This window comes from Bordetella sp. BOR01 (assembly GCF_019218885.1).
Classification (GTDB): Bacteria; Pseudomonadota; Gammaproteobacteria; order Burkholderiales; family Burkholderiaceae_B; genus Bordetella_A.
The window spans coordinates 536128-557745 of record NZ_JAHUWT010000004.1 but is presented as its reverse complement, the minus strand read 5'-3'; the positions used below and the strand labels follow the sequence as shown (position 1 = coordinate 557745).

The 21618-nt window shown below is 66.2% G+C and carries 25 protein-coding genes; 20 read left to right on the top strand and 5 right to left on the bottom strand.

The window, feature by feature from the left end; genetic code table 11:
• Window positions 1–93 precede the first annotated feature (93 nt).
• A complete protein-coding gene (locus tag KW845_RS24355; RefSeq protein WP_218372170.1) occupies window positions 94–1014 on the bottom strand; it encodes a sigma-54 dependent transcriptional regulator in 921 nt (306 codons plus the stop codon).
• Window positions 1015–1331: 317 nt separating this feature from the next.
• Between KW845_RS24355 and KW845_RS24350 the strand changes: the two genes are divergently transcribed.
• The 10 genes from KW845_RS24350 (at window position 1332) to KW845_RS24305 (ending at window position 9184) form a co-directional block, all read left to right on the top strand.
• Complete coding sequence (locus tag KW845_RS24350) at window positions 1332–2708, top strand: sigma-54 dependent transcriptional regulator (RefSeq protein ID WP_218371931.1); 1377 nt, start codon at window positions 1332–1334, stop codon at window positions 2706–2708.
• 64 nt (window positions 2709–2772) lie between these two features.
• A complete protein-coding gene (locus KW845_RS24345) occupies window positions 2773–4542 on the top strand; it encodes a thiamine pyrophosphate-requiring protein (protein WP_218371930.1) in 1770 nt (589 codons plus the stop codon).
• Between the two features lie 54 nt (window positions 4543–4596).
• Window positions 4597–4854, top strand: coding sequence for a hypothetical protein (locus KW845_RS24340; protein ID WP_255592904.1), 258 nt, complete (start codon window positions 4597–4599; stop codon window positions 4852–4854).
• A gap of 159 nt (window positions 4855–5013) precedes the next feature.
• Window positions 5014–5355, top strand: coding sequence for a YqjD family protein (locus KW845_RS24335; protein WP_218371929.1), 342 nt, complete (start codon window positions 5014–5016; stop codon window positions 5353–5355).
• A 202-nt stretch (window positions 5356–5557) separates the two neighbouring features.
• Window positions 5558–6133 carry a BON domain-containing protein gene (locus KW845_RS24330; protein WP_255592903.1) on the top strand — a complete coding sequence of 192 codons (576 nt, stop codon included), beginning with the start codon at window positions 5558–5560 and terminating at the stop codon, window positions 6131–6133.
• A gap of 35 nt (window positions 6134–6168) precedes the next feature.
• Window positions 6169–6597, top strand: a complete 429-nt coding sequence (locus tag KW845_RS24325; RefSeq protein WP_218371927.1) for a PRC-barrel domain-containing protein — start codon at window positions 6169–6171, stop codon at window positions 6595–6597.
• 112 nt (window positions 6598–6709) lie between these two features.
• Window positions 6710–7405, top strand: coding sequence for a PIG-L deacetylase family protein (locus KW845_RS24320; protein ID WP_218371926.1), 696 nt, complete (start codon window positions 6710–6712; stop codon window positions 7403–7405).
• Between the two features lie 2 nt (window positions 7406–7407).
• A complete protein-coding gene (locus KW845_RS24315; protein ID WP_218372168.1) occupies window positions 7408–8280 on the top strand; it encodes a glycosyltransferase family 2 protein in 873 nt (290 codons plus the stop codon).
• Entirely contained in the window at window positions 8280–8885 is a 606-nt protein-coding gene (locus KW845_RS24310; protein ID WP_218371925.1) for a hypothetical protein, read from the top strand. Before KW845_RS24315 ends, KW845_RS24310 begins: the two co-directional genes overlap by 1 nt.
• An 11-nt stretch (window positions 8886–8896) precedes the next feature.
• Window positions 8897–9184 (top strand): hypothetical protein, encoded by a 288-nt coding sequence (locus KW845_RS24305; RefSeq protein WP_255592902.1) that lies wholly within the window; start codon window positions 8897–8899, stop codon window positions 9182–9184.
• Between the two features lie 12 nt (window positions 9185–9196).
• On the opposite strand, the gene KW845_RS24300 is transcribed toward KW845_RS24305, so the two are convergent.
• Window positions 9197–10237, bottom strand: a complete 1041-nt coding sequence (locus KW845_RS24300) for a DNA topoisomerase IB (RefSeq protein WP_370628284.1) — start codon at window positions 10235–10237, stop codon at window positions 9197–9199.
• Between the two features lie 34 nt (window positions 10238–10271).
• Between KW845_RS24300 and KW845_RS24295 the strand changes: the two genes are divergently transcribed.
• Window positions 10272–10820, top strand: coding sequence for a type 1 glutamine amidotransferase domain-containing protein (locus KW845_RS24295; RefSeq protein WP_218371923.1), 549 nt, complete (start codon window positions 10272–10274; stop codon window positions 10818–10820).
• 22 nt (window positions 10821–10842) lie between these two features.
• On the opposite strand, the gene KW845_RS29755 is transcribed toward KW845_RS24295, so the two are convergent.
• The 3 genes from KW845_RS29755 to KW845_RS24280 all read right to left on the bottom strand — a co-directional run bounded on the left by KW845_RS29755 (window position 10843) and on the right by KW845_RS24280 (window position 13525).
• On the bottom strand, window positions 10843–11559 hold the full coding sequence (locus tag KW845_RS29755; RefSeq protein WP_218371922.1) for a nicotinamide-nucleotide amidohydrolase family protein: 717 nt from the start codon (window positions 11557–11559) through the stop codon (window positions 10843–10845).
• 78 nt (window positions 11560–11637) lie between these two features.
• Window positions 11638–12396, bottom strand: a complete 759-nt coding sequence (locus tag KW845_RS24285) for a S9 family peptidase (protein ID WP_218371921.1) — start codon at window positions 12394–12396, stop codon at window positions 11638–11640.
• Entirely contained in the window at window positions 12383–13525 is a 1143-nt protein-coding gene (locus KW845_RS24280; protein WP_218371920.1) for a DUF3182 family protein, read from the bottom strand. The genes KW845_RS24285 and KW845_RS24280 overlap by 14 nt, the downstream gene beginning before the upstream one ends.
• A 348-nt stretch (window positions 13526–13873) precedes the next feature.
• On the opposite strand from KW845_RS24280, the gene KW845_RS24275 reads away from it, so the two are divergent.
• From KW845_RS24275 to KW845_RS24235, 9 genes are all read left to right on the top strand, one after another.
• The gene (locus KW845_RS24275; RefSeq protein ID WP_218371919.1) at window positions 13874–14602 is read left to right on the top strand and encodes a TerC family protein; all 729 of its coding nucleotides are present in this window, start codon (window positions 13874–13876) and stop codon (window positions 14600–14602) included.
• Between the two features lie 230 nt (window positions 14603–14832).
• Window positions 14833–15417, top strand: a complete 585-nt coding sequence (ssuE, locus tag KW845_RS24270) for an NADPH-dependent FMN reductase (protein WP_218371918.1) — start codon at window positions 14833–14835, stop codon at window positions 15415–15417.
• A 15-nt stretch (window positions 15418–15432) separates the two neighbouring features.
• Window positions 15433–16386, top strand: a complete 954-nt coding sequence (locus KW845_RS24265) for a sulfonate ABC transporter substrate-binding protein (RefSeq protein ID WP_218371917.1) — start codon at window positions 15433–15435, stop codon at window positions 16384–16386.
• 22 nt (window positions 16387–16408) lie between these two features.
• A complete protein-coding gene (gene ssuD, locus KW845_RS24260) occupies window positions 16409–17581 on the top strand; it encodes an FMNH2-dependent alkanesulfonate monooxygenase (protein ID WP_218371916.1) in 1173 nt (390 codons plus the stop codon).
• Complete coding sequence (gene ssuC / locus KW845_RS24255) at window positions 17581–18366, top strand: aliphatic sulfonate ABC transporter permease SsuC (RefSeq protein WP_218371915.1); 786 nt, start codon at window positions 17581–17583, stop codon at window positions 18364–18366. The genes ssuD and ssuC overlap by 1 nt, the downstream gene beginning before the upstream one ends.
• Window positions 18367–18391: 25 nt before the next feature.
• Window positions 18392–19297, top strand: coding sequence for an ATP-binding cassette domain-containing protein (locus KW845_RS24250; RefSeq protein ID WP_218371914.1), 906 nt, complete (start codon window positions 18392–18394; stop codon window positions 19295–19297).
• Between the two features lie 55 nt (window positions 19298–19352).
• Window positions 19353–19568 carry a molybdopterin-binding protein gene (locus tag KW845_RS24245; RefSeq protein ID WP_218371913.1) on the top strand — a complete coding sequence of 72 codons (216 nt, stop codon included), beginning with the start codon at window positions 19353–19355 and terminating at the stop codon, window positions 19566–19568.
• 141 nt (window positions 19569–19709) lie between these two features.
• Window positions 19710–21011, top strand: coding sequence for a sulfite dehydrogenase (gene soxC, locus KW845_RS24240; RefSeq protein ID WP_218371912.1), 1302 nt, complete (start codon window positions 19710–19712; stop codon window positions 21009–21011).
• Window positions 21012–21051: 40 nt separating this feature from the next.
• A complete protein-coding gene (locus KW845_RS24235) occupies window positions 21052–21588 on the top strand; it encodes a c-type cytochrome (protein ID WP_218371911.1) in 537 nt (178 codons plus the stop codon).
• Window positions 21589–21618 lie beyond the last annotated feature (30 nt).

The following is a 21618-nucleotide window of genomic DNA, read 5'->3' as shown; positions in this document are numbered from 1 at the left end:
GCGCGGTCGCCGCGCTGCCGGGCAGTGGGCGATATGACAGGATGAAGCCGAGCACAACGCGCCGTTGTTGCAGGCGCTTGTAATTCTGGATGGTCAGCTTGAGGGTGGCGAGGTTTCGGCGCTGTAGGCGCCCAGGCGGTTGTAGAGCGTCTTCAGGCTGACGCCCAGCGTGTCGGCCGTGCGCTGCTTGTCGCCATCGTGATGCGCCAGCGTGGCCAGGATGACATCACGCTGCACCTGGCTCAGCGGCGTTCCCACCGGAAAGCACAGCATTCCGTCAGCAGCACCGCGCGCCGCAGTGGAAGGAGTACGGCGCCGGAACTCGGCTTCGACCAGCGTATCCGACATGATGAACGCGCGCTGCACGGCGTTGCGCAGCTCGCGCACATTGCCCGGCCAGTCGTACATCGATAGCGCATCCATCATGCGGGTCGAGAAGCGCTTGCGCGTCTGGTGCGCGGCGTTCAACTCATCCAGGAAGCGCTGCGCCAGGATGCGCACATCGCCTTCGCGCTCGCGCAATGGCGGTACCCGCAGGGGCACCACCAACAGGCGATGCAGGAAATCCTGGCGCAACTGGCCGGCTTCGACGGCGGCAAAGGGGTCGCGGTTGGTGGCGCAGACGATGCGGACGTCGGTGTGCAGCAACTCGGTGCCGCCCACGCGCTGGTAAGTGCCGCTTTCCAGAACGCGCAGGAACTGCACCTGCAACGAGTCCGACATTTCGGTCACTTCATCCAGGAACAGCGTACCGCCGTTGGCCGATTCGAAGTAGCCGGCAGTTTGCCCCAATGCGCCGGTGAAGCTGCCTTTCTCGTGGCCGAATAATTGGGCGTGCACCAGCGAACTGCTGATGGCACCGCAATTGACGGCAATGAACGGGTGTTTGCTGCGTTCGCTGCCATCGTGGATGGCGCGCGCGATCATTTCCTTGCCTGTGCCGCTTTCGCCGGTGATGAACACGGTGGCATCGCTACGGGCGGCGCGGCCTATCTGCACGCCGAACTCGCGCATCAGTGCGCACATGCCGGCAAAGGCGTCTTCGTTTTGCGCGGACGAACGGATTGGCGGCCTGGCTTGGCCGGGCGAAATGGCCTGCATGTGTTCCCCCGGGACAAAACGGGGCCGGTTAGGGCCGCGTTCGGTATCTAGTCTGTTCGTTGAATGATACGGCAGCAGTTAACGCCATTTGCAACCATGTGCAAATATTGGCAAACGTTGATGGGGCTATCAAAAGAAGCCTGTCTTCGCCAACGGCCGCGGGGTATGCTCAATGCAGCACAGCCGGCACGATTCTTCCCGCCGGGGTTCGATTTTGTAACGGAGCAACAATGCCTCATTTGCTCGTTCTGGACGATGACGCAGCGATACGCGAGGTCTTGGCTGAAATCGCCCGTGAACATGGTTTTTCAGTCGCGCAGGCTGCAACCATGAAAGACGCAGTGATCCAACTGCAGCGGCAACAGCCCGACCTGGTCCTGACTGACGTACGCCTGCCTGGCGCCAGCGGCATGGAGATCTTCAGCCGCATGCCCAACTCCGATGCCGAGGTGGTGGTGATCACCGGCCATGGCAGCATGGACAATGCCGTCGAGGCGCTGCGCCTGGGCGCAACCGATTACCTGGTCAAGCCAGTATGCATGGATCGCTTGACCGAGATCCTGAACCGGGTTGCCGCCGATCGCGGCGCGGCAATCGACAATATGCCGTTCCAGGAGCCGGGGCGCTTCGGCAAGCTGCTGGGGATATCCGACTCGATGGAGCAGCTGTATACGCAATTGGCGCGCGTGGCAGCTACCGACGTCACGACGCTGCTGATCGGCGAAAGCGGCACCGGCAAGGAACTGGCCGCGCATGCCATCCATGAGCTGAGCAACCGCAGCAACAAGCCGTTTATCGCGGTGAACTGCGGGGCGATCTCGCCGAACCTGATCGAAAGCGAACTGTTCGGACACGAGCGGGGCAGTTTCACGGGGGCCGATCGCCAGCACAAGGGGTACTTCGAGCGTGCCGATTCCGGCACGCTGTTCCTGGACGAAGTCACCGAGATGCCGCTGGACCTGCAAGTGAAACTATTGCGGGTGCTGGAAACCGGGCGCTTCATGCGGGTGGGTACCCATCGCGAAGCGGCTTGCGATATCCGCATCGTGGCGGCCACCAACCGCAACCCCGAACAAGCCATCCAGGAAGGCAAGCTGCGCGAAGACTTGTATTACCGGCTGAGCGTATTCCCCATCGAACTGCCGCCGCTGCGTGAACGCGGCACCGATATCCTGTTCCTTGCCGATCGTTTTCTGGCCGCGCTGAACGACAAGTACGGCGAAGAGAAGGCGTTTTCCGAGCCGGCGCGCCAGGCCATCTGCGAATATGCCTGGCCGGGCAATGTCCGCGAACTGAAAAACTACGTGCGCCGGGCATACATCATGGCCGAAGAAGGCATTCTGGGCGCCGATGCACTGCAGCCGCAGATCGCGCCCGATGGCGCCGGCCAGGCGGCGCGAGTCACCGTGCCGCTGGGGGTGACGCTGGCCGAGGCTGACCGCCGCTTGATCATGGCCACGCTGGAGCGCTGCGGCGGCGTCAAGAAGCAGACCGCCGCGGTCTTGGGCATCAGCGCCAAGACCCTGTACAACCGGCTGGAAGAATACACGCGGGCCGGGTATGAGGTGCCCAGCGAAGACCGCAAGCCGCAGGCGGCCGAGAACTAGCATGGCCTGACGGGCACGGCGCTTGCTGTGGCAGCCCCCATGGAAACCCTCTATGGGAGCAGGCATGCAAACGGTGTCGGACTTCATCCTGTCACGCTTGGCGCAATGGGGCATCCAGCGCATCTACGGCTATCCCGGTGATGGCATCAACGGGCTGATGGGCGCCTTCGGGCGTACCTCGGAACCGCTGGAATTCATCCAGGCGCGCCACGAGGAAATGGCTGCGTTCATGGCGTGCGCGCACGCCAAGTTCACCGGCCAGGTCGGCGTCTGCATGGCCACCTCCGGGCCCGGCGCGATCCACCTGCTCAACGGCTTGTACGACGCCAAGCTGGATCATCAGCCGGTGGTGGCGATAGTGGGCCAGCAGGCCCGCAGCGCCATGGGCGGCGACTACCAGCAAGAAGTGGATCTGGTCAGTCTGTTCAAGGACGTGGCGCACGATTTTGTACATGTGGCCTCGACCCCCGTGCAAGCGCGCCATCTGGTCGACCGCGCCATCCGGATCGCCATGGAACGCCGGGCGGTCACGTGCCTTATCGTGCCGAACGACGTGCAGGATTTACCTGCGGTGCAGAATCCGCCGCGCGAGCACGGCACCGTCCACACCGGCATCGGCTTCACCTCTCATGCCGGCGTGCCGGCCGCCGCCGCGCTGCAGAACGCGGCCGATATCCTGAACAAGGGCGAGCGTGTGGCCATCCTGGCGGGCGCGGGTGCCTGGGATGCCGGGGACGAGCTGCTGCGCGTGGCCGATCTGCTGGGCGCGGGGATCGCCAAGGCGCTGCTGGGCAAGACAGTCGTGCCCGACGACGTGCCCTACGTGACCGGTTCGATCGGCCTGCTGGGCACGCAGCCCAGTTGGCACATGATGAATGAGTGCGACACCCTGCTGATGGTGGGAACGGCCTTCCCGTATGGGGAGTTCCTGCCTGCCGAAGGCCAGGCGCGCGCGGTGCAGATCGATCGGGATGGCCGCATGATCAGCCTGCGCTATCCCGTGGAGCAAGGCCTGGTGGGCGATAGCAAGGCCACCCTGCAAGCGCTGGCCCCCTTGCTGCAGGCGAAGGAATCGCGCGGCTGGCGCGACAAGATCGAGAAGAACGTCGCCCAGTGGTGGCAGACAGTCGAGGCCCGTGCCATGGTGTCGGCCCGGCCCTTGAACCCGCAACGCCCGTTCTGGGAATTATCGTCGCGGCTGCCGGACCGCAGCATCATTACGTGCGATTCGGGGTCGGCCGCCGGGTGGTACGCACAGCACCTGCGGCTGCGCAAGGGCATGAATGCCTCGCTCTCCGGGGGGCTGGCCACCATGGGCAGTGGCGTGCCCTATGCCCTGGCGGCCAAGCTGGCCCATCCCGACCGTCCCGTATTCGCGTTGGTGGGCGACGGCGCCATGCAGATGAACGGCATGAACGAGTTGATCACCATCGCGCATCGCTGGCGCGACTGGCGCAACCCCACGCTGGTGGTGATGGTGCTGAACAACGGCGACTTGAACATGGTGACATGGGAGCAGCGCGTCATGAGCGGCGATCCGCGTTTCAAGGATTCCCAGTTGCTGCCGCCGTTTCCCTACGCCGATTATGCGCGCCTGCTGGGCCTGGAAGGCATCCGGGTCGACGATCCCGACCAGGTCGGCAGCGCCTGGGACCGCGCCATCGCGGCCGACCGGCCAGTACTGCTCGAGATGGTGACCGATCCCGAAGTGCCGGCCATACCGCCGCATATCCCGCTGAAGCAGGTGCAGAACTATGTGAAGGCATTGCGCCAGGAAGATGCCTCGGGTGGCGCCGCCTTGCGCGCCACGTTGAAGCAGTGGTGGGCCGGCTGACGCGCCGGCCACGCCACGCTGTTTGCGTTCTTTGCCGATTGATGGAGTCTTGCCATGATCTACACCCCGCACCCCATGCCCGCCGCGGATAGCCACAGCCATTCTCGTCCGCCGCCCGAGCCGGTGCAGGACCCGCCGCGTCATCCCGATGACGAGCCCGGCCAGGCACCGGATCCTGACCGTAAACCCTACCCGCCCGACAGCATTCCCGACCCCATGCCTGGGGTGGACCCGCAGCAGACCCCAGGCATCGACCGGTTGCAGGACGATGCGTTCGAGGCGGCCTGGCGCCGTGCCACCCGGGAACTCTGATACGCGGCCGCACCGTGGCGCGCACGACCGCTTGCGCCGCTGGCGAACCGCCCGCCGAAGCGGTGGCGCAGGCCCGGACGGCATGGCGTGGCACAGGACTTGCGTCGGGGACTGTTCATCCGCGCCGGCGCGGGCCGGCAGTTTACAAAGGAGTCATTCATGAATCTGCATACCCACCGTAACCATGATTCGAGCGAGGCCCAGGATCGCATGAAGGGCGGCCTGCGCGATCTGGTCGCCGGGGTCGAGGACCTGTTGCGTTCCACTGCCTCGTACAGCGGCGCCGATATCGAGTCGACCCGCGATCGCCTGAAGCGCCAACTGGACGCTGCGCGCGAGCAGGCCACGGCGTGGGAGCGTTCTGCCGTGGGACGCTACCGCCATGTGTCGGCGGCCACCGACGGCTACGTGCATGACCATGCCTGGAAGACCGCCGGGCTGGCGATCGTTCTGGGCATTGCCATTGGAGCCTGCCTGGCGTCCGATCACTGGCGTCGCTGAGCCGATTAGCGGCCTGGCGAAGTGTTGAACAAGTCGAGGCCGCCTGTAGCGGCTTCGATTTCTTACTGTACCGGTGTAAGAAAGTGCAGCTCCGCGCGCCCCGCCGCGGACCGGTGCGCCGTGGCACACCGATTGCGTGGCCCCAGGCACCGGCGGCCCGGATTTTCCGATGCCTGCCAGTGATTTTTGCAGGAGAGGAGCCATGCCATATTCAAACCGGCCCCCGCAGCGTTATCACGCCGACGATCCAGATCGACGGCCGGACGATCGGGGCGACGAGCGCGACGAGGCAAGCCGCTATCGGCGCGAACACCATACCAGGCAGAGCGGCCAGTGGGGCGGCGACGAACCGTCTTATGGGCGGCGCTACGGGAACCGGCCCGCCGAGTCGGTGGGTGGCGGCAATCCCAATCACCACGGTCCCCAGTTCGAACAGGGGGGCCAATACCCGGGCACCCGCGGCACCGGGCCATTGCGCTACGACTGGCAAGACCGCGCATTGCAGAGATCGCAGCGCATTACGCCGAAGGGCTATGTGCGCTCGGACGAGCGCGTGCGCGAAGATCTTTGCGAGCGCCTGAGTCGCAGCGGCCTGGACGTCAGCGACGTGTCGGTCGATGTCAGCGACGGCACGGTCACGCTGGAAGGTACCGTGCCGAATCGTGGCACCAAGCACGCCATCGAGGATTGCGCCGACGATTGCCTGGGCGTAAGCGATATCCAGAACCATATCCGTGTGGCCAGCCACACGCATCCCGGCTCGACCCGGATGGAATGAAGGCGCATTTTCCTGATTCACAACGGAGATCCATCATGAGCAACGATACCCTCGGCCAGTCCCGTGCGGACGAGCACACTCGCATCGTAGGCAAGGGCAAGGCCACGGCAGACGGCCCCGGGCCGAACGTCATGGCGGCCGACACCCTGACCGGCAACGACGTCTACAACCCTGCCCATGAAAAGCTCGGCACCATCCAGGACATCATGCTGGACGTGCCCCACGGCCGCATTGCCTATGCCGTGCTGTCGCATGGCGGCCTGCTGGGCGTGGGCGACAATCTGTATGCCATTCCCTGGGGCGCCCTGGTGCTCGACACCGACCGCAAGTGCTTCGTGCTTGACGTAGGCAAGGATAGGCTGAAGAACTCCAAAGGCTTCGACAAGGATCACTGGCCCAGCATGGGAGACAAGCAGTGGGCCCAGGAACTCTACGACTACTACGACCAGCCTCCGTACTGGTAGGGCATGCAGTCCGGCTCTAGCCAGGGCAGCGCGGACGCGCGGCGTCCGCACTTTCCCGTTTCTACGGGGACCAGCCGGCCGCGGCGTTGGCGACGAACTGAAAGAGGCTGAGATGGGGTTGACGGGCAAGGTGGTGGTGATTTCCCCGCATTTCGACGACGCCGTGCTGAGTTGCGGCGACTGGCTGGCCGCATGTCCGGGAAGCACGGTCTTGACCGTGTACTCGGGTGTACCGCCCAGCACCGCATCGTTGCCTGATTGGGACCGCCGTTGCGGTTTCGAGCGGGCCGACCAGGCAGCCATGGCGCGCCACGAAGAGAATCGCGCGGCAATGGCGGTCTTGGGCGCGCGCGGGCTGGGCCTGGGATTGCTGGACGAGCAGTATGAGGGGCCGGTGCCCGAGACCGGCCGCATCACGGGCATGCTGGCCACGGCACTGACGACCTTGCAGCCTGCGGTGGTGCTGGTGCCGCTGGGGCTGTTCCATCGCGATCACCTGCGCGTGTCCGATGCGTCATTGACCGTGTGGCGGCTGTTTCGCGCCGCCATGGCCAATACCTGGCTGGCGTACGAAGAGGCCTTGTACCGCCGCAAGCCCGGCTTGGTGCAGCAGCGCCTGGCCACCCTGCAGGCCGAGCGCATCCAGGCAACGCCGATACAGGGGCCCAGGTACAACGGCGAACGCAAGCGGCGCGCCGTGGCCGCCTATGCAAGCCAGCTCGATGCGCTGGAGCTTACGCCGGGACAGGGAGACGACGCTGCGCCAGAAAGCTACTGGCGCCTGGAGATCGAAGGAGCCGCGCATTGACGATGCCAGCCCGCATTTCCGTCGTGGTATTGACGCACAATCGTTGCGCCGAACTGATGCGCACGCTGGGCGGCCTGGCCCGGCTGCCAGGGCGTCATCCGATCATTGTGGTGGACAACGGCAGTACCGACGGTTCGGCGGAAGTGGTGCGCCGCCAGTTTCCCGGGCTTGACCTGGTCCGGTCCCCGGCCAATGTCGGCGCGGCGGGACGCAACCTGGGCGTGCGCGCGGCACACACCGAGTACGTGGCTTTCTGCGACGACGATGCATGCTGGGAGCCCGACGCCCTGGAAACCGCCGTGGGCATCCTGGATGCGGCGCCCGAGATCGGCGTGCTGAACGCCCGGGTGTTGGTCGGCACCGAAGGCCGCCTGGATCCTGCGTGCGCGGCCATGCAGGAGAGTCCTTTGCCGGAACAGCCAGGCGTGGGGCCCTGCCTGCTGGGTTTCATGGCCGGCGCATGCATCATGCGTACCCAGGTCTTCCGGCATGCCGGCGGCTATTGGCCGCCGCTGCTGATCGGCGGCGAAGAGGCCTTGCTGGCGCTGGATGTCCTGGATGACGGGTGGCGCATTGTGTATGCCCCTGCCGTGTGCACCCGCCATTGGCCCTCGTCGGTGCGCGATGCGCCGTTGCGGCGGCGCCTGCTGGCGCGCAACGCGGTCTGGACCGCCTGGATGCGGCTGCCGCCCCGTATGGCCTGGGATGTCACGACTCGCGAGTTCCGCTTGCAAGAGTCGGCGCGCGAACGGGTGCGCCTGGCGCGCGATATAGGCCGCGGCATGGCGGCCGTATTGGCGCGGCGGCGGGTGGTGTCTTCTCAGGTACGGGAATTGCTTGCCTGCACGGGAAGCCCACGCTCCAGGAGGCCATGATGTCATTGATTGTTGCAGCTCGGTTCCAGACTTTCGACCAGGCCGAAGCCGCCGCGCAGAATCTCTACGGCGCGGGCTTTCGCGACGAAGATATGCATACCTTCTACGTAAATATCGCTGGCGAGCACGCACGGTATCCAGTGGGGGGCGACCGCAAGGCCGATCCGGATTCGCGTGGCGCCTCGATGGGCGCGGTCATAGGCGCGGCAGGGCTGGGCATACTGTTTGCCCTGGTGTGCGCGGTGATCGCCTGGCAGATCGATCCGTCGGCCATCGCCGTGACCGCTGCCGGCGGTGTAGGGGCCTATATCGGTGCCCTGGCGGGTGCCCTGTGGGTCACCGGCCAGGGCAGGCGCCTGCGTCATGGCACCTGGGACCGCGATATCCACCCGGAAGTGCGGCAGGCCGGGGTGCTGCTGGCGCTGCATATCCAGCCTGACCAGGAAGCGCGCGCGGTGGCCATGTTGCGCGAAGCCGGCGGCACAGACGTGGAACGCGCCAACGGCCGCTGGATAAACGGCAAATGGCAGGATTTCGACCCCTTGACGCCGCCCGAGCGTGAGCCGGAACCTCCCGCCGGCCATGCCGGCGCATCGCAGGTCTGAGGAGCGCCGTCATGGCCATGCCCCGCAAATCCGCCAAAAAGAGCCCGTCCAGGCCGTCGGCCGCGAACTCGGCCGCGCAGCGCAAGGCCGTGCGGCCGGAAACGGCCGTGGACGGCAAGATGCTGCCGCCCCGCGACACGGTCGACGTACCCCGCCAGCCGGCCAAGCCTGCGGCCGGCACGCCGGACGAGGCCGGCAAGGACAGCCGTCCGGCACGCGACAACCAGGATGAATCCAATTGGACCGATGGCTCCAAGCCCCGGCCGCACGCCAAGAATGCGCGCTCGCATTTGCTGTAGTGCGTTAGTGCGTTATGCCTGTGTCGGTCGGTAGCTGCGCAGGAACTGCCACAGGCGCCGCTCGTCCGCGTTCAGGCCGCGCGGCGTGGCCGCCACCGCTTGGCGGGCGGGCAGGGCGCCGCGCAGATAGGCTTCCAGGATAGCGGGGTGGATATAGCAATTGCGGCAGACCGCCGGCGTGTTGCTCAGCCGCTGCGCCACTTGCTTGACCACCTGCACCAGCGTGCGCCTGGCCTGGGCCTCGTCGGCCGCCGGCAGGCCCTGCAGCAGCACGAAGGCCATGACCGAACCGGCCCAGGTGCGGTAATGCTTGGCCGTGAAGCCGCCGCCGCCCGCCGTTTTCAGGTACGTATTCACCATGTCGGAGTCCACTGGCCGGGTGTCGCCCGCGTCGTCGCGGTAATGGAACAGCTGCTGGCCAGGCAAGTCCATGCAGCGCTTGACCGTGCGCGCGATGCGCGCGTCGTTCACGGTGACATCGTGCGCCACGCCGCTCTTGCCGATGAAGCGCAACCGCAGCCGGCCACCCGCCACGGCCGTATGGCGGCGTTTCAGCGTGGTCAGCCCGTATGAGTTATTGGCGCGGGCATATTCGCGCGTGCCGATGCGTATCAGGGTGATTTCCAGCAGGCGCACCAGCACCGCCAGTACCTTGTCCTGTGACAAGGCCTGCAGCTGCATATCGCGCGCGATGCGCCGGCGTATGCGTGGCAGGCGGGTTGCGAAGTCGACCAGCTGGTCGTACTTGCTTGCATCGCGCACGGCCGTCCAGTCCGGGTGGTAGCGGTACTGCTTGCGGCCGCGCGCATCGCGCCCGGTGGCCTGCAGATGGCCGTTTTCGGCGGGGCAGATCCACACATCGGTATAGGCCGGCGGAATCGCCAGCGCGTTGATGCGGTCGATGACCTGCGTGTCGGCGATGGGCTTGCCCCGCGTGTCCAGGTAGCGAAACTTGCCCGAGCGGGTCCGCCGGCGCGTATAGCCCGGACGGCAGTCGTCCGCGTAGACCAGGCCTGCCTGGCGCAGGGGCGGGTACGCGGGTTGCTGCCCCACAGATTGTCTTGGTGAGCTGGAAACGGAGGTGTTTATGGAAGGCTCCTTGAAAGATGTCAACGTAGCCATTCTTGTGGTGGATGGTTTCGAGCAGGTCGAGCTGACCGGCCCGCGCGATGCCCTGGCCAGGCAGGGCGCGCGCACGGTGCTGGTGTCGGCCGCGCGCGAACCGGTGCAGGGTATGAACCACGACCAGAAGGCCGACAAGTTCGATGTCGACCTGACATTCGCCGAGGCGCAACCGGCCGAGTTCGCTGCCGTGCTGCTGCCCGGCGGGGTGGTCAATGCCGACGAGATCCGTATGCATCCCAAGGCGCAGGAATTCGTCCGCGCCATGCATGAGCAGGGCAAGCCCATCGCCGTCATCTGTCACGGTGCATGGCTGCTGGCATCGGCCGGATTGCTGCGCGGCCGCACGCTGACGAGCTGGCCCTCTTTGCAGGACGACTTGCGCAATGCCGGAGCGCAGTGGGTGGATAAAGAGGTCGTGGTCGACGGCACGCTGGTCAGCAGCCGCAAACCCGACGACATTCCCGCTTTCAATCGCGAGATGCTGCGCGTGATCCAGGCAGCCGCCGGATAGGCGGGCAAGAGGGTGCGCCGCGCTACGAGCGGCGTGCCCCCGCGCCGCGATTGCGCTGGCTCTGCTGGTCCTGGCCCGAGCCGACCTGGCTCGTGTGGCCGTCTTTTTTCGAGCGGTTCTGGGTGTCTCCATGGCTTTTCTGCGCGTCGCGCGAGGTATCGTCGTTGGAAGCGGCGGGGCGAGGTTGCTGCTGTTTCGTGGTCATGGCGGGCTCCTTGGCCTGCATCACGGCGGTCGGCGGCTCGCCGGCCTGCCAGGCCTGGTGGTAGTGGGGTAGGCGGGTGAGTGCATAGCGGGCGCTGGCCTGCCGGATGGCATTGCGCGCGCCGGTAAAATGCCGTGTCTCGGTATAGACCACCGGACGCGCATCGGCCACGCCGGTCCGGAACAGCCAGGCATAGCACTGGGTGCCTGGTTCGATGCCATCATCTGTGTCGTCGGTTATGCCGGTATTGGCGATCGCCACCGAGGCCGGGCTGTTGCGGCAGGCACCCAGCGCCATGGCCCGGGCCACGGCTTCGCTGGTCAGGTTGCAGCGCCGCAGCAGGGCCGCGTCCAGGCCCAGGCAGCGCGTCTTGGATTCGGGCGCATAGGTCACAAAGGCGCAGTCCAGCAGGCTGCCCGCGCCAGGCACGTCGGCCAGCGTGGCGGCGATCAGGCCTGCCGTGCAGGACTCGGCGGTTACCAGCACCAACGAGTGTTCCGACATGAAGCGCGCCACGCGTTCGACTTCGTTCATGAAACGAACTCCGTTAATGAGTGGATCTTCCTGCAAGCCGCGTGCCCGGACATGGCCGGCCGCCCGCGCCCACGCTTGCTAATGTTCGACCGGCTCGCCGCCGACCCGCGCGCCGACGATCATTTCGGTAGCCCAGTTCAGCAGGATCGAGGTGTACGCCCGCTGGGCCGCCTTGTCTGTCAGGCCATGATCGGCGCCATCCACGATGCGGTGTGTCATCGAATGCGCGCGCAAGAAAGCCGAGCGGTAATTCATGATGGTGGAATGCGGAATGAAGGTGTCGTGCTCTGATTCCACGATCAATACGTCTCCTGCAAAAGCTTCGCAGGCTGCCAGCGCCCGATTCTCGTCCGGCGCTATGCGCGTCAGGCGATAGGCCGCCAGGCTTTCGCGGCTGAGCGAGCCCTTGGGACGATCCCATTCTTCGTCGCGATACAGGGCCGGCACGTGCAAAGCCAGCCATTTCACCGGCCGCAAAGTCGACAAGATAGCCGCAAGGTAGCCGCCATAGCTGCTTCCCACCACCGCGATCGCGTTGCTGTCGATCGACGGATGGCGCAGCAACTGGTCGTAGGCCGCCACCGCATCGCGCAGGTTGTCATTGCGCGATACGCGCGAGCGCTGCGCCTCGGTGGCGGCATGGCCGCGCAGGTCGAAGGTCAGGCAGACACATCCCAGCCCGGCAATATCGCGGGCGCGCACCAGGTCGAACGTCTGGCTGCCGCCCCAGCCGTGGATGAACAGCACGCCGGGGATCCGGGTCTCGGGCGACAGGAAGGTGCCCGACAAGTCCTGTCCGTGTACCGGGATGGATACCGGTTCGCTATGCGTCGCCATGCCTTACGACTCCCGCGGATTTGCTGATATGGCCCACATGCGGATCGTCATCGTCGTACACGATGGTGGCCTCGGAAGGGCGGGCATCATCGTCGCCGTATCTTTCGGCGGCACGCGCCCGCACTTTCTGCAGGCTGGGGTCGCGGCTGAAAGCTTCCAGGGCGCAGGCTTCCGCCATGCTGGCGCCTCCGGCGCGCCATGATTGCTCCAGCACGCCGCGCCGGCGATCGCCAGCGGGGCCGAGCCCTTCGGCCACATCATAATTACGGCGCGAGGCGAAGAACCCCGGGTAGCATTCCTGCACCGCGGCATCGTAGCGCCGCGCCAGGGCAATAGCCTGTTGCAGCGCGGCCGGCCAATGGCGCGCGGCCAAGGCATCGAACCCGCCACGCACGAAAAGCATGTCCGACCCACCGTAGACCGCATTGTCGTCATTGTCGCGGGTCAATTGCTGCGTGCCGACATAACTGGCCTCGATGCCCGGCAGCTGCACCGTGCCGACGCTGTAGGTGACGACATCCTCCAGGTGTTCTTCCAGCACCAGGCCGCACTGAGCGATCTCGTTCACATCCTGGCCGCGCACGGCTTCGCGCAGCGCGGCCTGGTCGCACATCTTGACCTGGCCGCGTCCGGCGGTGGCCTGCACTGGCTTGAGACGGACCGGACCGTCGCGCAACAGCAGGGTGCCGGCGTGCAAGGCGTCCTCGGCCGAAAAGACGGTGTATCCCGCCAGCACGGCGTCCTGCAGGCGCAAACCCAACCGGGCCGACCAGCCCGCCGGTGGCGGCGCCAGCGCGGCGTCCGGCACCGGGTGCGTAATGGCCTTGCTGGCCACGAAATCGTAGGGCACCACGCCGCCGAACAGGTCTGCTTCGGTGCGGATATCCAGGCGGGCAGCGGCCGGGCTGCCCAGCGTCATGGCCGGGACGTAGTAGATCTTGCCGCGCCGGCCGCCAGGCCTGGGCGCGGGATCGTAGTCGGGATCGCAGGGGCAGCCCAGCAAGCTGGCCAGCCTGGCGGCCAGGGCGCGATGGCTGGCCGTGTCGTGTGCGCAGGCGCCCAGGCGGCGAGGGTAGGCCACCACCAGGTCGGGACGAGAATCGGGATTACTGGCGGGCAGGGTTGGCATGGGCAGGCCTGATCGAAGTGAACGGCTGTCCTGCCACGCATGCGGCGTGCCCGGGGCTGTCAACCATTCAGCCAGCGCATCGCCAAGGCCAGCAAGGCCAGTAACAAGGCCGCTCCCACCCAGGCGGCGGCGATCCGGCCGAATCTCTTGAATGCTTCAGGTTTCATTTATAAATAACTGATTTAATTGAATATTTATTTATTTTCGACGCTTGCCATGGGCGCTTGATCCGCAGTTTTCGTGCCAGGGGCCTCGCCTGGCGGCCCCATTCCGGCAACCAGGACTATTCAGCTTGTTGTAAGAAATGCTAAAACACGGGCTTCGTCCTTCTTTTCACTCGGAGATTGCATGCTTGAGTTTTTGCAGACCCTTAGCTGGGCCGCCGTGTTCCAGATCATTCTTATCGACATCCTGCTGGGCGGCGACAACGCTGTGGTCATTGCGCTGGCCTGCCGCAACTTGCCGCCCAAGCAGCGCATGCAGGGCATCCTGTGGGGTACCGCGGGCGCAATCGGCTTGCGCGTGCTGCTGATCGCATTCGCACTGACGCTGCTGACCATTCCCTACCTGAAGATCGTCGGCGCGCTGCTGCTGCTGTGGGTGGGCGTGAAGCTGCTGATCCCCGAAGAGGACGCGCACGGCAATATCAAGGGCGGCGTGTCGATCTGGGCCGCGGTCAAGACCATCATCGTGGCCGACTTCGTCATGAGCCTGGACAACGTCATCGCCATCGCCGGTGCCGCGCAAATGGCCGATCCGTCGCATCAGATCGGCCTGGTGATCTTCGGCCTGGTGGTCAGCGTGCCCATCATCATCTGGGGCAGCACGCTGGTGCTCAAGCTGATCGATCGCTTCCCGATGGTGGTTACGTTCGGTGCGGCGCTGCTGGGCTGGATCGCGGGCGGCATGCTGGTTACCGATGTGATCGTTGTGGAACGCTTCGGCGAAGTATCCGGCATGACGAAGATCGCTGCCGAAGTGCTCGGCGCACTGCTGGTGGTGGGCCTGGGCCGCTGGTTTGCAGCGCGCAAGAAGGCTGCCACGGCGGCGCCGGAGGTCAGCCGCCAAGAGGCTTGATCCTGGCCTGAGCGCCACTGTGCCGCACGCCGGCACGGTGCCGTGCAATGCCCTCGGGCATCGCGCGGCCCGTGCCGGCGTTTTTCATTGGTGCTTCCTGGCGCCTGGCCGCGCACGGCGGGCCGGGCGCCGATGCGCGCATAACGTCATATCGACTAAGTATTTTTCAGGCGCCCGGCGCAGGCCCAGAATCGTTGCTTTCCTGGCTAGATGGAGCAGCGCTTTCGATCATGACGATCCTGATGTTGGCAGGCAGCCCGGCGCTGCACTCACGTTCATCGGCCTTGTTGCGCTATGCCGGCCAACGCCTGGCTTCGCGCGGGCTGACCAGCAGCGAGCTGGGCTTGCGAGACCTGCCGGCGGTGGATTTGATCGAGGGCCACTATGGTGGCCCAGCCGCGGATGAGCTGCGACGCCGTGTCGCGGCGGCGCAAGGCTTGTTGATCGCCACGCCGGTCTACAAGGCTTCGTTCTCGGGCGGCCTGAAGGCTGTGCTCGACCTGCTCGATGAAAAGGCGCTGGCCGACAAGATCGTGCTGCCCATCGCGACGGGCGGCAGTACCGCGCATTTGCTGGCACTGGAATACGGACTAAAGCCCGTGCTGTCCGCACTGGGCGCGCGGTACATCCTGGCGGGTGTGTACGCCACCGATCGCCAGGTGAGCGTGCGTGGCGGCGAGACGGCCATCGACGACGACGTGCGGCTCCGGCTGGACGTGGCGGTGGACCGGCTGGCCACGCATGTGGCAGCCGCGCCGCTGGCGCAAGGCTATGACCTGGGCTACCTGGCCGTGAACGCAAGATTCAGTATCTGACAAGGAGCCTCTTCGATGGCCGCTTTATCCGTTCGTTTCCTGCGTTCCGCGTTAGCGCTTTGCCTGGTGCTGCTGGCCGGCGCGCCGGCGGCGGCGCAAGATGCCGCGACCTTGCGCATCGGTTTCCAGAAATACGGCACGCTGACCATCCTGAAGGCGTTGGGCACGCTCGACAAGAAGCAGGCCGAGCAGGGTGTCGCGATCAAGTGGATCGAGTTTCCCGCCGGCCCGCAGTTGCTGGAAGGCCTGAATGTGGGCTCGATCGATTTCGGCACGGTGGGTGAATCGCCGCCCATCTTCGCGCAAGCGGCCGGTGCGCCGCTGGTGTACGTGGGCAACGAGCCGCCCGCGCCCGAAAGCGAGGCGATCCTGGTGCCCAAGGACTCGCCCATACGTTCGGTGGCCGACCTGAAAGGCAAGAAGGTGGCCTTGAACAAGGGGTCGAATGTCCATTACTTGCTGGTCAAGCATCTGGAAAAAGCCGGCGTGGCCTATCGCGATGTCAACGTCGCCTATCTGACGCCGGCCGACGCGCGCGCCGCCTTCGAGCGCGGCTCCGTGGATGCGTGGGTGATCTGGGATCCATTCCAGGCCGCGGCCGAGCAGCAACTGGGCGCACGGGTACTGGCCGATGGCAAGGGAGTGGTCAACAACTACCAGTTCTTCCTGGCCTCGCGCGATTACCTGGACCGGCAGCCGCAAGTCATCAAGACCTTGCTGGACGAGATCCACAAGGGCGATCTCTGGGCCCGCGACAACCAGCAGGCTTCGGTCGATTTGCTGCAGCCGGTGCTGGGGCTGGAACGTCCCGTGGTAGAGCTGGCGGCCAGGCGGCTGGCTTATGGCGTGACGCCGGTGACAAGCCAGGTGCTGGACCATCAGCAAGAGATTGCCGATGCCTTCTATGCGCTCAAGCTGATCCCGCGCAAGCTCGATGTGCGGCAGGCCGCGCCTGCCGAACTGCAATAGCAATGGATATGGAAGGCTGAATATGCAGGTATTCTGGTTCATTCCCACTCATGGCGATTCGCGTTACCTGGGCACGTCCCAGGGGGCACGCGCCGCCACGTACGATTATTTCCGCCAGATTGCCGTGGCGGCCGATACGCTGGGCTACGACGGCGTGCTGCTGCCCACGGGGCGTTCTTGCGAAGATGCATGGGTGGTGGCGTCGAGCCTGATCGGCGCGACCCGGCGGCTGAAGTTCCTGGTGGCCGTGCGCCCAGGGATCAGTTCGCCCCAGTTCGCCGCACGCATGGCCGCCACCTTCGACCGCCTGTCCGATGGGCGGCTGCTGGTCAACGTGGTCACGGGCGGCGATCCCGCCGAGCTCGAGGGCGACGGGCTGTTTGTCGATCATGATGAACGCTATGCCATCACCGCCGATTTCCTGAAAATCTGGCGCGGCATCCTGCGGTCCAGCCACGAAGCAGGCGCCTACAGTTTTGAAGGCACCAGGCAGGTATCGCGCAATGGCAAGGTCATCTTTCCGCCGGTGCAGCGGCCGTATCCACCGCTGTACTTCGGGGGGTCATCCGAAGCCGCGCACGAGTTGGCAGCCGAGCAACTGGATGTCTACCTGACCTGGGGCGAGCCGCCCGCCGCGGTGGCGGCCAAGGTGGCCGACATGCGGGCCCGCGCGGCACGGCACGGCCGCACGCTGAAGTTCGGCATCCGGCTGCACGTGATCGTGCGGGAAACGGAACAGGCGGCCTGGGATGCCGCCGACGCGCTGATCAGCCACCTGGACGATGACACGGTGGCGGCGGCCCAGGCCGCCTTCGGCCGCATGGATTCGGAAGGGCAGCGGCGCATGGCCGCGCTGCATGGCGGACGCCTGCGCGACGCACAAGGCGGGCGAGGGCACCTTGAGATCGCGCCCAATCTATGGGCAGGCGTGGGCCTGGTGCGGGGCGGCGCGGGAACGGCGCTGGTCGGCAGTCCCGAGATCGTTGCCCGGCGCATACAGGAATATGCCGACCTGGGCATCGATACGTTCATTCTGTCCGGCTATCCGCACCTGGAAGAATCGTTCCGTTTCGCCGAGCTGGTGTTCCCGCTGTTGCCCGGTAAACAGGCCGCTCAGGTCAGGCAGGGTGCGCTCACGGGCCCGTTCGGAGAAGTGATGGGCACCGAACTGGCCCCCGTGCGGGCGGCGCACTGATGAGCGGGCCGATTGCCATCGGCGCGTGGCGCCGCCGTGCGCTGCCCTGGCTGGTGCCGGTACTGGTGGTGGCCGCCTGGCAGATCTCGGCGCAACTGGGGTGGCTGTCGTCACGCATTCTGCCGGCACCATGGGCCGTGGCCCGGGCAGGCTGGGACCTGGCCGTATCGGGCGAACTGTGGGAACACCTGCGCATCAGCGCGCTGCGGGCGCTGTGGGGCCTGCTGCTGGGCGGCGGGCTGGGACTGGTGCTGGGCTTGCTCAACGGTGCATCGCGCCTGGCGGAAACCCTGCTGGACACCACGCTGCAGATGGTGCGCAACATTCCGGTGTTGGCGCTCATCCCGCTGGTGATCCTGTGGTTCGGCATCGAAGAAGCGGCCAAGCTGTCGCTGCTGGCGCTGGGGGTGTTCTTTCCCATGTATCTCAACACCTTCCATGGCATCCGCTCGGTCGATCCCGCGCTGATCGAAATGGGCCGGTCGTACGGCTTGTCGGGCTGGCGCCTGTATCGCGACGTGATCCTGCCGGGCGCCTTGCCGTCCATCCTGGTCGGGCTGCGCTTCGCGCTGGGGCTGGTCTGGGTCATCCTGATCGTCACCGAGACGATCTCGGCGCAGTCGGGCATAGGCTACATGACCATGAACGCGCGGGAATTCCTGCAGACCGACGTGGTGCTGCTCGGCATCTTGCTGTACGCGCTGCTGGGCAAGCTGGCCGACTTGTGCGCGCGCGGCCTGGAAGGGCGCCTGTTGCGCTGGAATCCGGCCTATCGGCCGGCCTGATGCAGATATCGTGCCGGAGCCGACCATGCACATGAATTTCAACGAGTACGAATTCCTGCAGTACCTGCGGCCGCCGCGCGCCGACGAAGCTGACCCACCGCCTGCCGAGGCGCCGGCACAACCCGCCGTGCGCGTGGCCTTGCATGGCTTGCACAAGCATTACGGCGCGCGCCATGTCCTGAAAGGGCTGGACCTGGACATTGCCCCCGGCGAGTTCGTCGCCGTGGTGGGGCGCAGCGGTTGCGGCAAGAGCACGTTGCTGCGGCTGTTGGCTGGCCTGGAAACGCCGTCGGCTCAAGCCGCGCAGCAGTCCGTTGGCGCCGCGGTGCGCTTCGATGGCGTGGCGCAGAGCGGCGCGGACGACCGGGTACGCATCATGTTCCAGGATGCCCGGCTGCTGCCCTGGAAACGGGTGCTGGACAACGTCGCCATCGGCATGCCGCCGCGCGCGCGCGGCCACGCGGCCGCCGTGCTGCGGCAGGTGGGCCTGGGCGAGCGCGCTGGCGAATGGCCCGCGGCGTTGTCGGGCGGCCAGAAGCAGCGCGTGGCATTGGCGCGTGCGCTGCTGCACCGGCCCGGGCTGCTGTTGCTGGACGAGCCGCTGGGTGCCCTGGATGCGCTGACGCGCATGGAAATGCAGCAACTGATCGAGGACCTGTGGCAGCGCGACGGATTCACCGCGGTGCTGGTCACCCACGATGTGAACGAAGCGGTTGCGCTGGCCGATCGGGTCGTGGTCATAGAAGAAGGCAGCATCGTGCTGGACCAGCATGTATCGCTGGCGCGGCCGCGCAATCGGGGCAGCGCAGCCTTTGCCGCGCTCGAGGGGCGCGTGCTGGATGCCGTGCTCGAGCGCGGCCACGCGCGGCCCGCGGCAGACAAGCCATTGGCGCCCGTCATTCCCATCGGCCATTTGCGGCTGGCCGTCTAGGATCCGTCATGTCGGCGGACCCCAGCCCGCAGTTTTGTCAAACAAGGAAGCCATCATGACCATTCAATCCATCAATGCCCGCAACCAGTTTCGCGGCCGTATCAAGGAAATCATCCTGGGGCCGGTGCTGTCCGAAGTCGATGTCGAGACGCCTGCCGGCACGGTGACCTCGGTGATCACCACGCGTTCGGTAAAAGAGCTGGACCTGCAGGTGGGCTCGGAAGTGCTGGCCTTCGTGAAGGCAACCGAAGTCTCGGTGGCCAAGCTGTAGGCCGGTTCCAGCAGGCTGGGGCGGTCATCGGAGGCCCGCGTCGCGTGGCGTCGCGGGCTTTCTTCATGCCGCATTGCAGCTTGACGGGCCTTCTGCCCATGGCGTAGCGTCAACGGCGCCTTCCACCCCTGGAGATATCGCATGCACGCACGCGTCGATTCATCCTCGCCGCCAGGCGACGAGCCGGCGGCCACGGCTCGCGACCGCCGCGAATTCCTGCGCCGCGGCGTCGCGGCAGGCGGCTTGCTGGCCGCGGCGGCAACTGTGCGGGCCGCACCGGCTGCCGAGGCAGCCGACGCGCCGCTGGCCATTCCCGAATGGACCCGCGCGCCCGGCGCGGCCACAGGCGCGCAGCCTTATGGCCATCCATCCGCTTTCGAGAAGCACGTAATACGGCATCTGCGGCCGAACGACAAGCAGTACATCTCGTCATCGACCCGATCGCCGCTGCAGGAACTGGATGGCATCATCACGCCCAACGGCCTGTTCTATGAACGCCACCACGGCGGCGTACCGGCCATCGACCCGGCCCGGCACCGGTTGGCGGTGCACGGCCTGGTGGCATCGCCCCTGCTGTTCACGGTAGACGACCTGCGCCGCTTTCCGTCCGAGTCGCACATCTACTTTCTGGAATGCTCGGGCAACCCCGGCTACAACGTCTACGGCAAGACCGCCGCCGAGGCCAACGGCCTGGTGAGCTGTGCCGAATGGACGGGCGTGCCGCTGCGTACCGTGCTGGCCGAAGCCGGCGTGCAGCCGCAAGCCAAATGGGTGGTGGCCGAAGGCGCGGATGCGGCAGCCATGACGCGCAGCATCCCGCTCGAAAAATGCCTGGACGACGCCTTGCTGGTGTACAGCCAGAACGGCGAACGCCTGCGGCCCGAGCAAGGATATCCGCTGCGCCTGCTGTTGCCCGGCTTCGAGGGCAACATGAGCATCAAATGGCTGCGGCGCCTGCATGTCACCGATGCGCCGGTGCAGTCGCGCGAGGAAACGTCCAAGTACACCGATCCGATGCCCGATGGCAGCGCGCGGCGTTTTACCTACTACATGGAAGCCAAGTCCATCATTACCGCGCCGTCGGGCGGACAGCGCCTGGCCCATCGCGGTTTCCACGAGATCCGCGGTATCGCCTGGAGCGGCCACGGCAAGATCGCGCGCGTCGAAGTCTCGGTGGATGACGGCGCCACTTGGCACGAGGCCGAGTTGCAGGCCCCGGTGCTGACCCGTGCCATTACCCGGTTCCGCTTCCCCTGGCAGTGGCAAGGCCAGCCCGCGGTGATCCAGAGCCGCGCCATCGACGAGACGGGCTATGTGCAGCCCACGCTGGAAGCGCTGGTGGCGGTACGCGGCGTAAACGGCACCTATCACAACAATGCCATCACGCCCTGGCGCGTGGCGGCCGACGGCGAGGTCAGCAATGCACGCATCAAGGCATCCTGAAGGCCGGCCGGCACGGCCTGGCCGCCGTTTGTTCGCAGCCATGCTGCTGCCATTCGCCCTGGCGGCGGCGTCCATGGCGCAGCAGGCGCCTGCTGCCGGGCGCTACGGCATAGGAACGCCGCTGAGCGAGACGCGCCTGGAACCCTGGAACATAGACGTGGCGCCCGGCGGGCGCAACCTGCCGGCCGGGCAGGGCACGGTGGCAGCGGGGCGCGCCCTGTACGCGGCCCAGTGCGCGGCCTGTCATGGCGCGCAGGGCGAAGGCGGGCAGGGCGATCGGCTGGCCGGCGGCGCCGGCACGCTGGCCAGCCCCAAGCCCATCCGCACGGTGGGCAGCTATTGGCCTTATGCCACGACGTTGTATGACTACATCCGCCGCGCCATGCCGCTGCAAGCGCCGCAGTCGCTCAGCAGCGACGAGGTGTATGCCGCCACTGCCTATATCCTGCACCTGAACGGCTTGCTGCCCGACAATGCCACGCTCGACGCCCAGTCGCTGCGCCAGGTGCGCATGCCGAATCGGGACGGCTTCGTCGACGATCCGCGGCCCGATGTCGGGCCCACCGCGGCCCGGTAACATCGCGGCGGTTTGGCGCACCGCGGCATG

Coding starts and splice junctions, on each gene's coding strand:
- KW845_RS24355 (WP_218372170.1), bottom strand. CDS start 1,014: ATGCGCGAGTTCGGCGTGCAGATAGGCCGCGCCGCCCGTAGCGATGCC.
- KW845_RS24330 (WP_255592903.1), top strand. CDS start 5,558: ATGCCATATTCAAACCGGCCCCCGCAGCGTTATCACGCCGACGATCCA.
- KW845_RS24275 (WP_218371919.1), top strand. CDS start 13,874: ATGCTTGAGTTTTTGCAGACCCTTAGCTGGGCCGCCGTGTTCCAGATC.
- KW845_RS24340 (WP_255592904.1), top strand. CDS start 4,597: ATGATCTACACCCCGCACCCCATGCCCGCCGCGGATAGCCACAGCCAT.
- KW845_RS24325 (WP_218371927.1), top strand. CDS start 6,169: ATGAGCAACGATACCCTCGGCCAGTCCCGTGCGGACGAGCACACTCGC.
- KW845_RS24310 (WP_218371925.1), top strand. CDS start 8,280: ATGTCATTGATTGTTGCAGCTCGGTTCCAGACTTTCGACCAGGCCGAA.
- KW845_RS24315 (WP_218372168.1), top strand. CDS start 7,408: ATGCCAGCCCGCATTTCCGTCGTGGTATTGACGCACAATCGTTGCGCC.
- KW845_RS29755 (WP_218371922.1), bottom strand. CDS start 11,559: ATGAACGAAGTCGAACGCGTGGCGCGCTTCATGTCGGAACACTCGTTG.
- ssuC (WP_218371915.1), top strand. CDS start 17,581: ATGAGCGGGCCGATTGCCATCGGCGCGTGGCGCCGCCGTGCGCTGCCC.
- KW845_RS24250 (WP_218371914.1), top strand. CDS start 18,392: ATGCACATGAATTTCAACGAGTACGAATTCCTGCAGTACCTGCGGCCG.
- soxC (WP_218371912.1), top strand. CDS start 19,710: ATGCACGCACGCGTCGATTCATCCTCGCCGCCAGGCGACGAGCCGGCG.
- KW845_RS24295 (WP_218371923.1), top strand. CDS start 10,272: ATGGAAGGCTCCTTGAAAGATGTCAACGTAGCCATTCTTGTGGTGGAT.
- KW845_RS24285 (WP_218371921.1), bottom strand. CDS start 12,396: ATGGCGACGCATAGCGAACCGGTATCCATCCCGGTACACGGACAGGAC.
- KW845_RS24265 (WP_218371917.1), top strand. CDS start 15,433: ATGGCCGCTTTATCCGTTCGTTTCCTGCGTTCCGCGTTAGCGCTTTGC.
- KW845_RS24245 (WP_218371913.1), top strand. CDS start 19,353: ATGACCATTCAATCCATCAATGCCCGCAACCAGTTTCGCGGCCGTATC.
- KW845_RS24305 (WP_255592902.1), top strand. CDS start 8,897: ATGGCCATGCCCCGCAAATCCGCCAAAAAGAGCCCGTCCAGGCCGTCG.
- KW845_RS24280 (WP_218371920.1), bottom strand. CDS start 13,525: ATGCCAACCCTGCCCGCCAGTAATCCCGATTCTCGTCCCGACCTGGTG.
- KW845_RS24350 (WP_218371931.1), top strand. CDS start 1,332: ATGCCTCATTTGCTCGTTCTGGACGATGACGCAGCGATACGCGAGGTC.
- ssuD (WP_218371916.1), top strand. CDS start 16,409: ATGCAGGTATTCTGGTTCATTCCCACTCATGGCGATTCGCGTTACCTG.
- KW845_RS24335 (WP_218371929.1), top strand. CDS start 5,014: ATGAATCTGCATACCCACCGTAACCATGATTCGAGCGAGGCCCAGGAT.
- ssuE (WP_218371918.1), top strand. CDS start 14,833: ATGACGATCCTGATGTTGGCAGGCAGCCCGGCGCTGCACTCACGTTCA.
- KW845_RS24345 (WP_218371930.1), top strand. CDS start 2,773: ATGCAAACGGTGTCGGACTTCATCCTGTCACGCTTGGCGCAATGGGGC.
- KW845_RS24320 (WP_218371926.1), top strand. CDS start 6,710: ATGGGGTTGACGGGCAAGGTGGTGGTGATTTCCCCGCATTTCGACGAC.
- KW845_RS24235 (WP_218371911.1), top strand. CDS start 21,052: ATGCTGCTGCCATTCGCCCTGGCGGCGGCGTCCATGGCGCAGCAGGCG.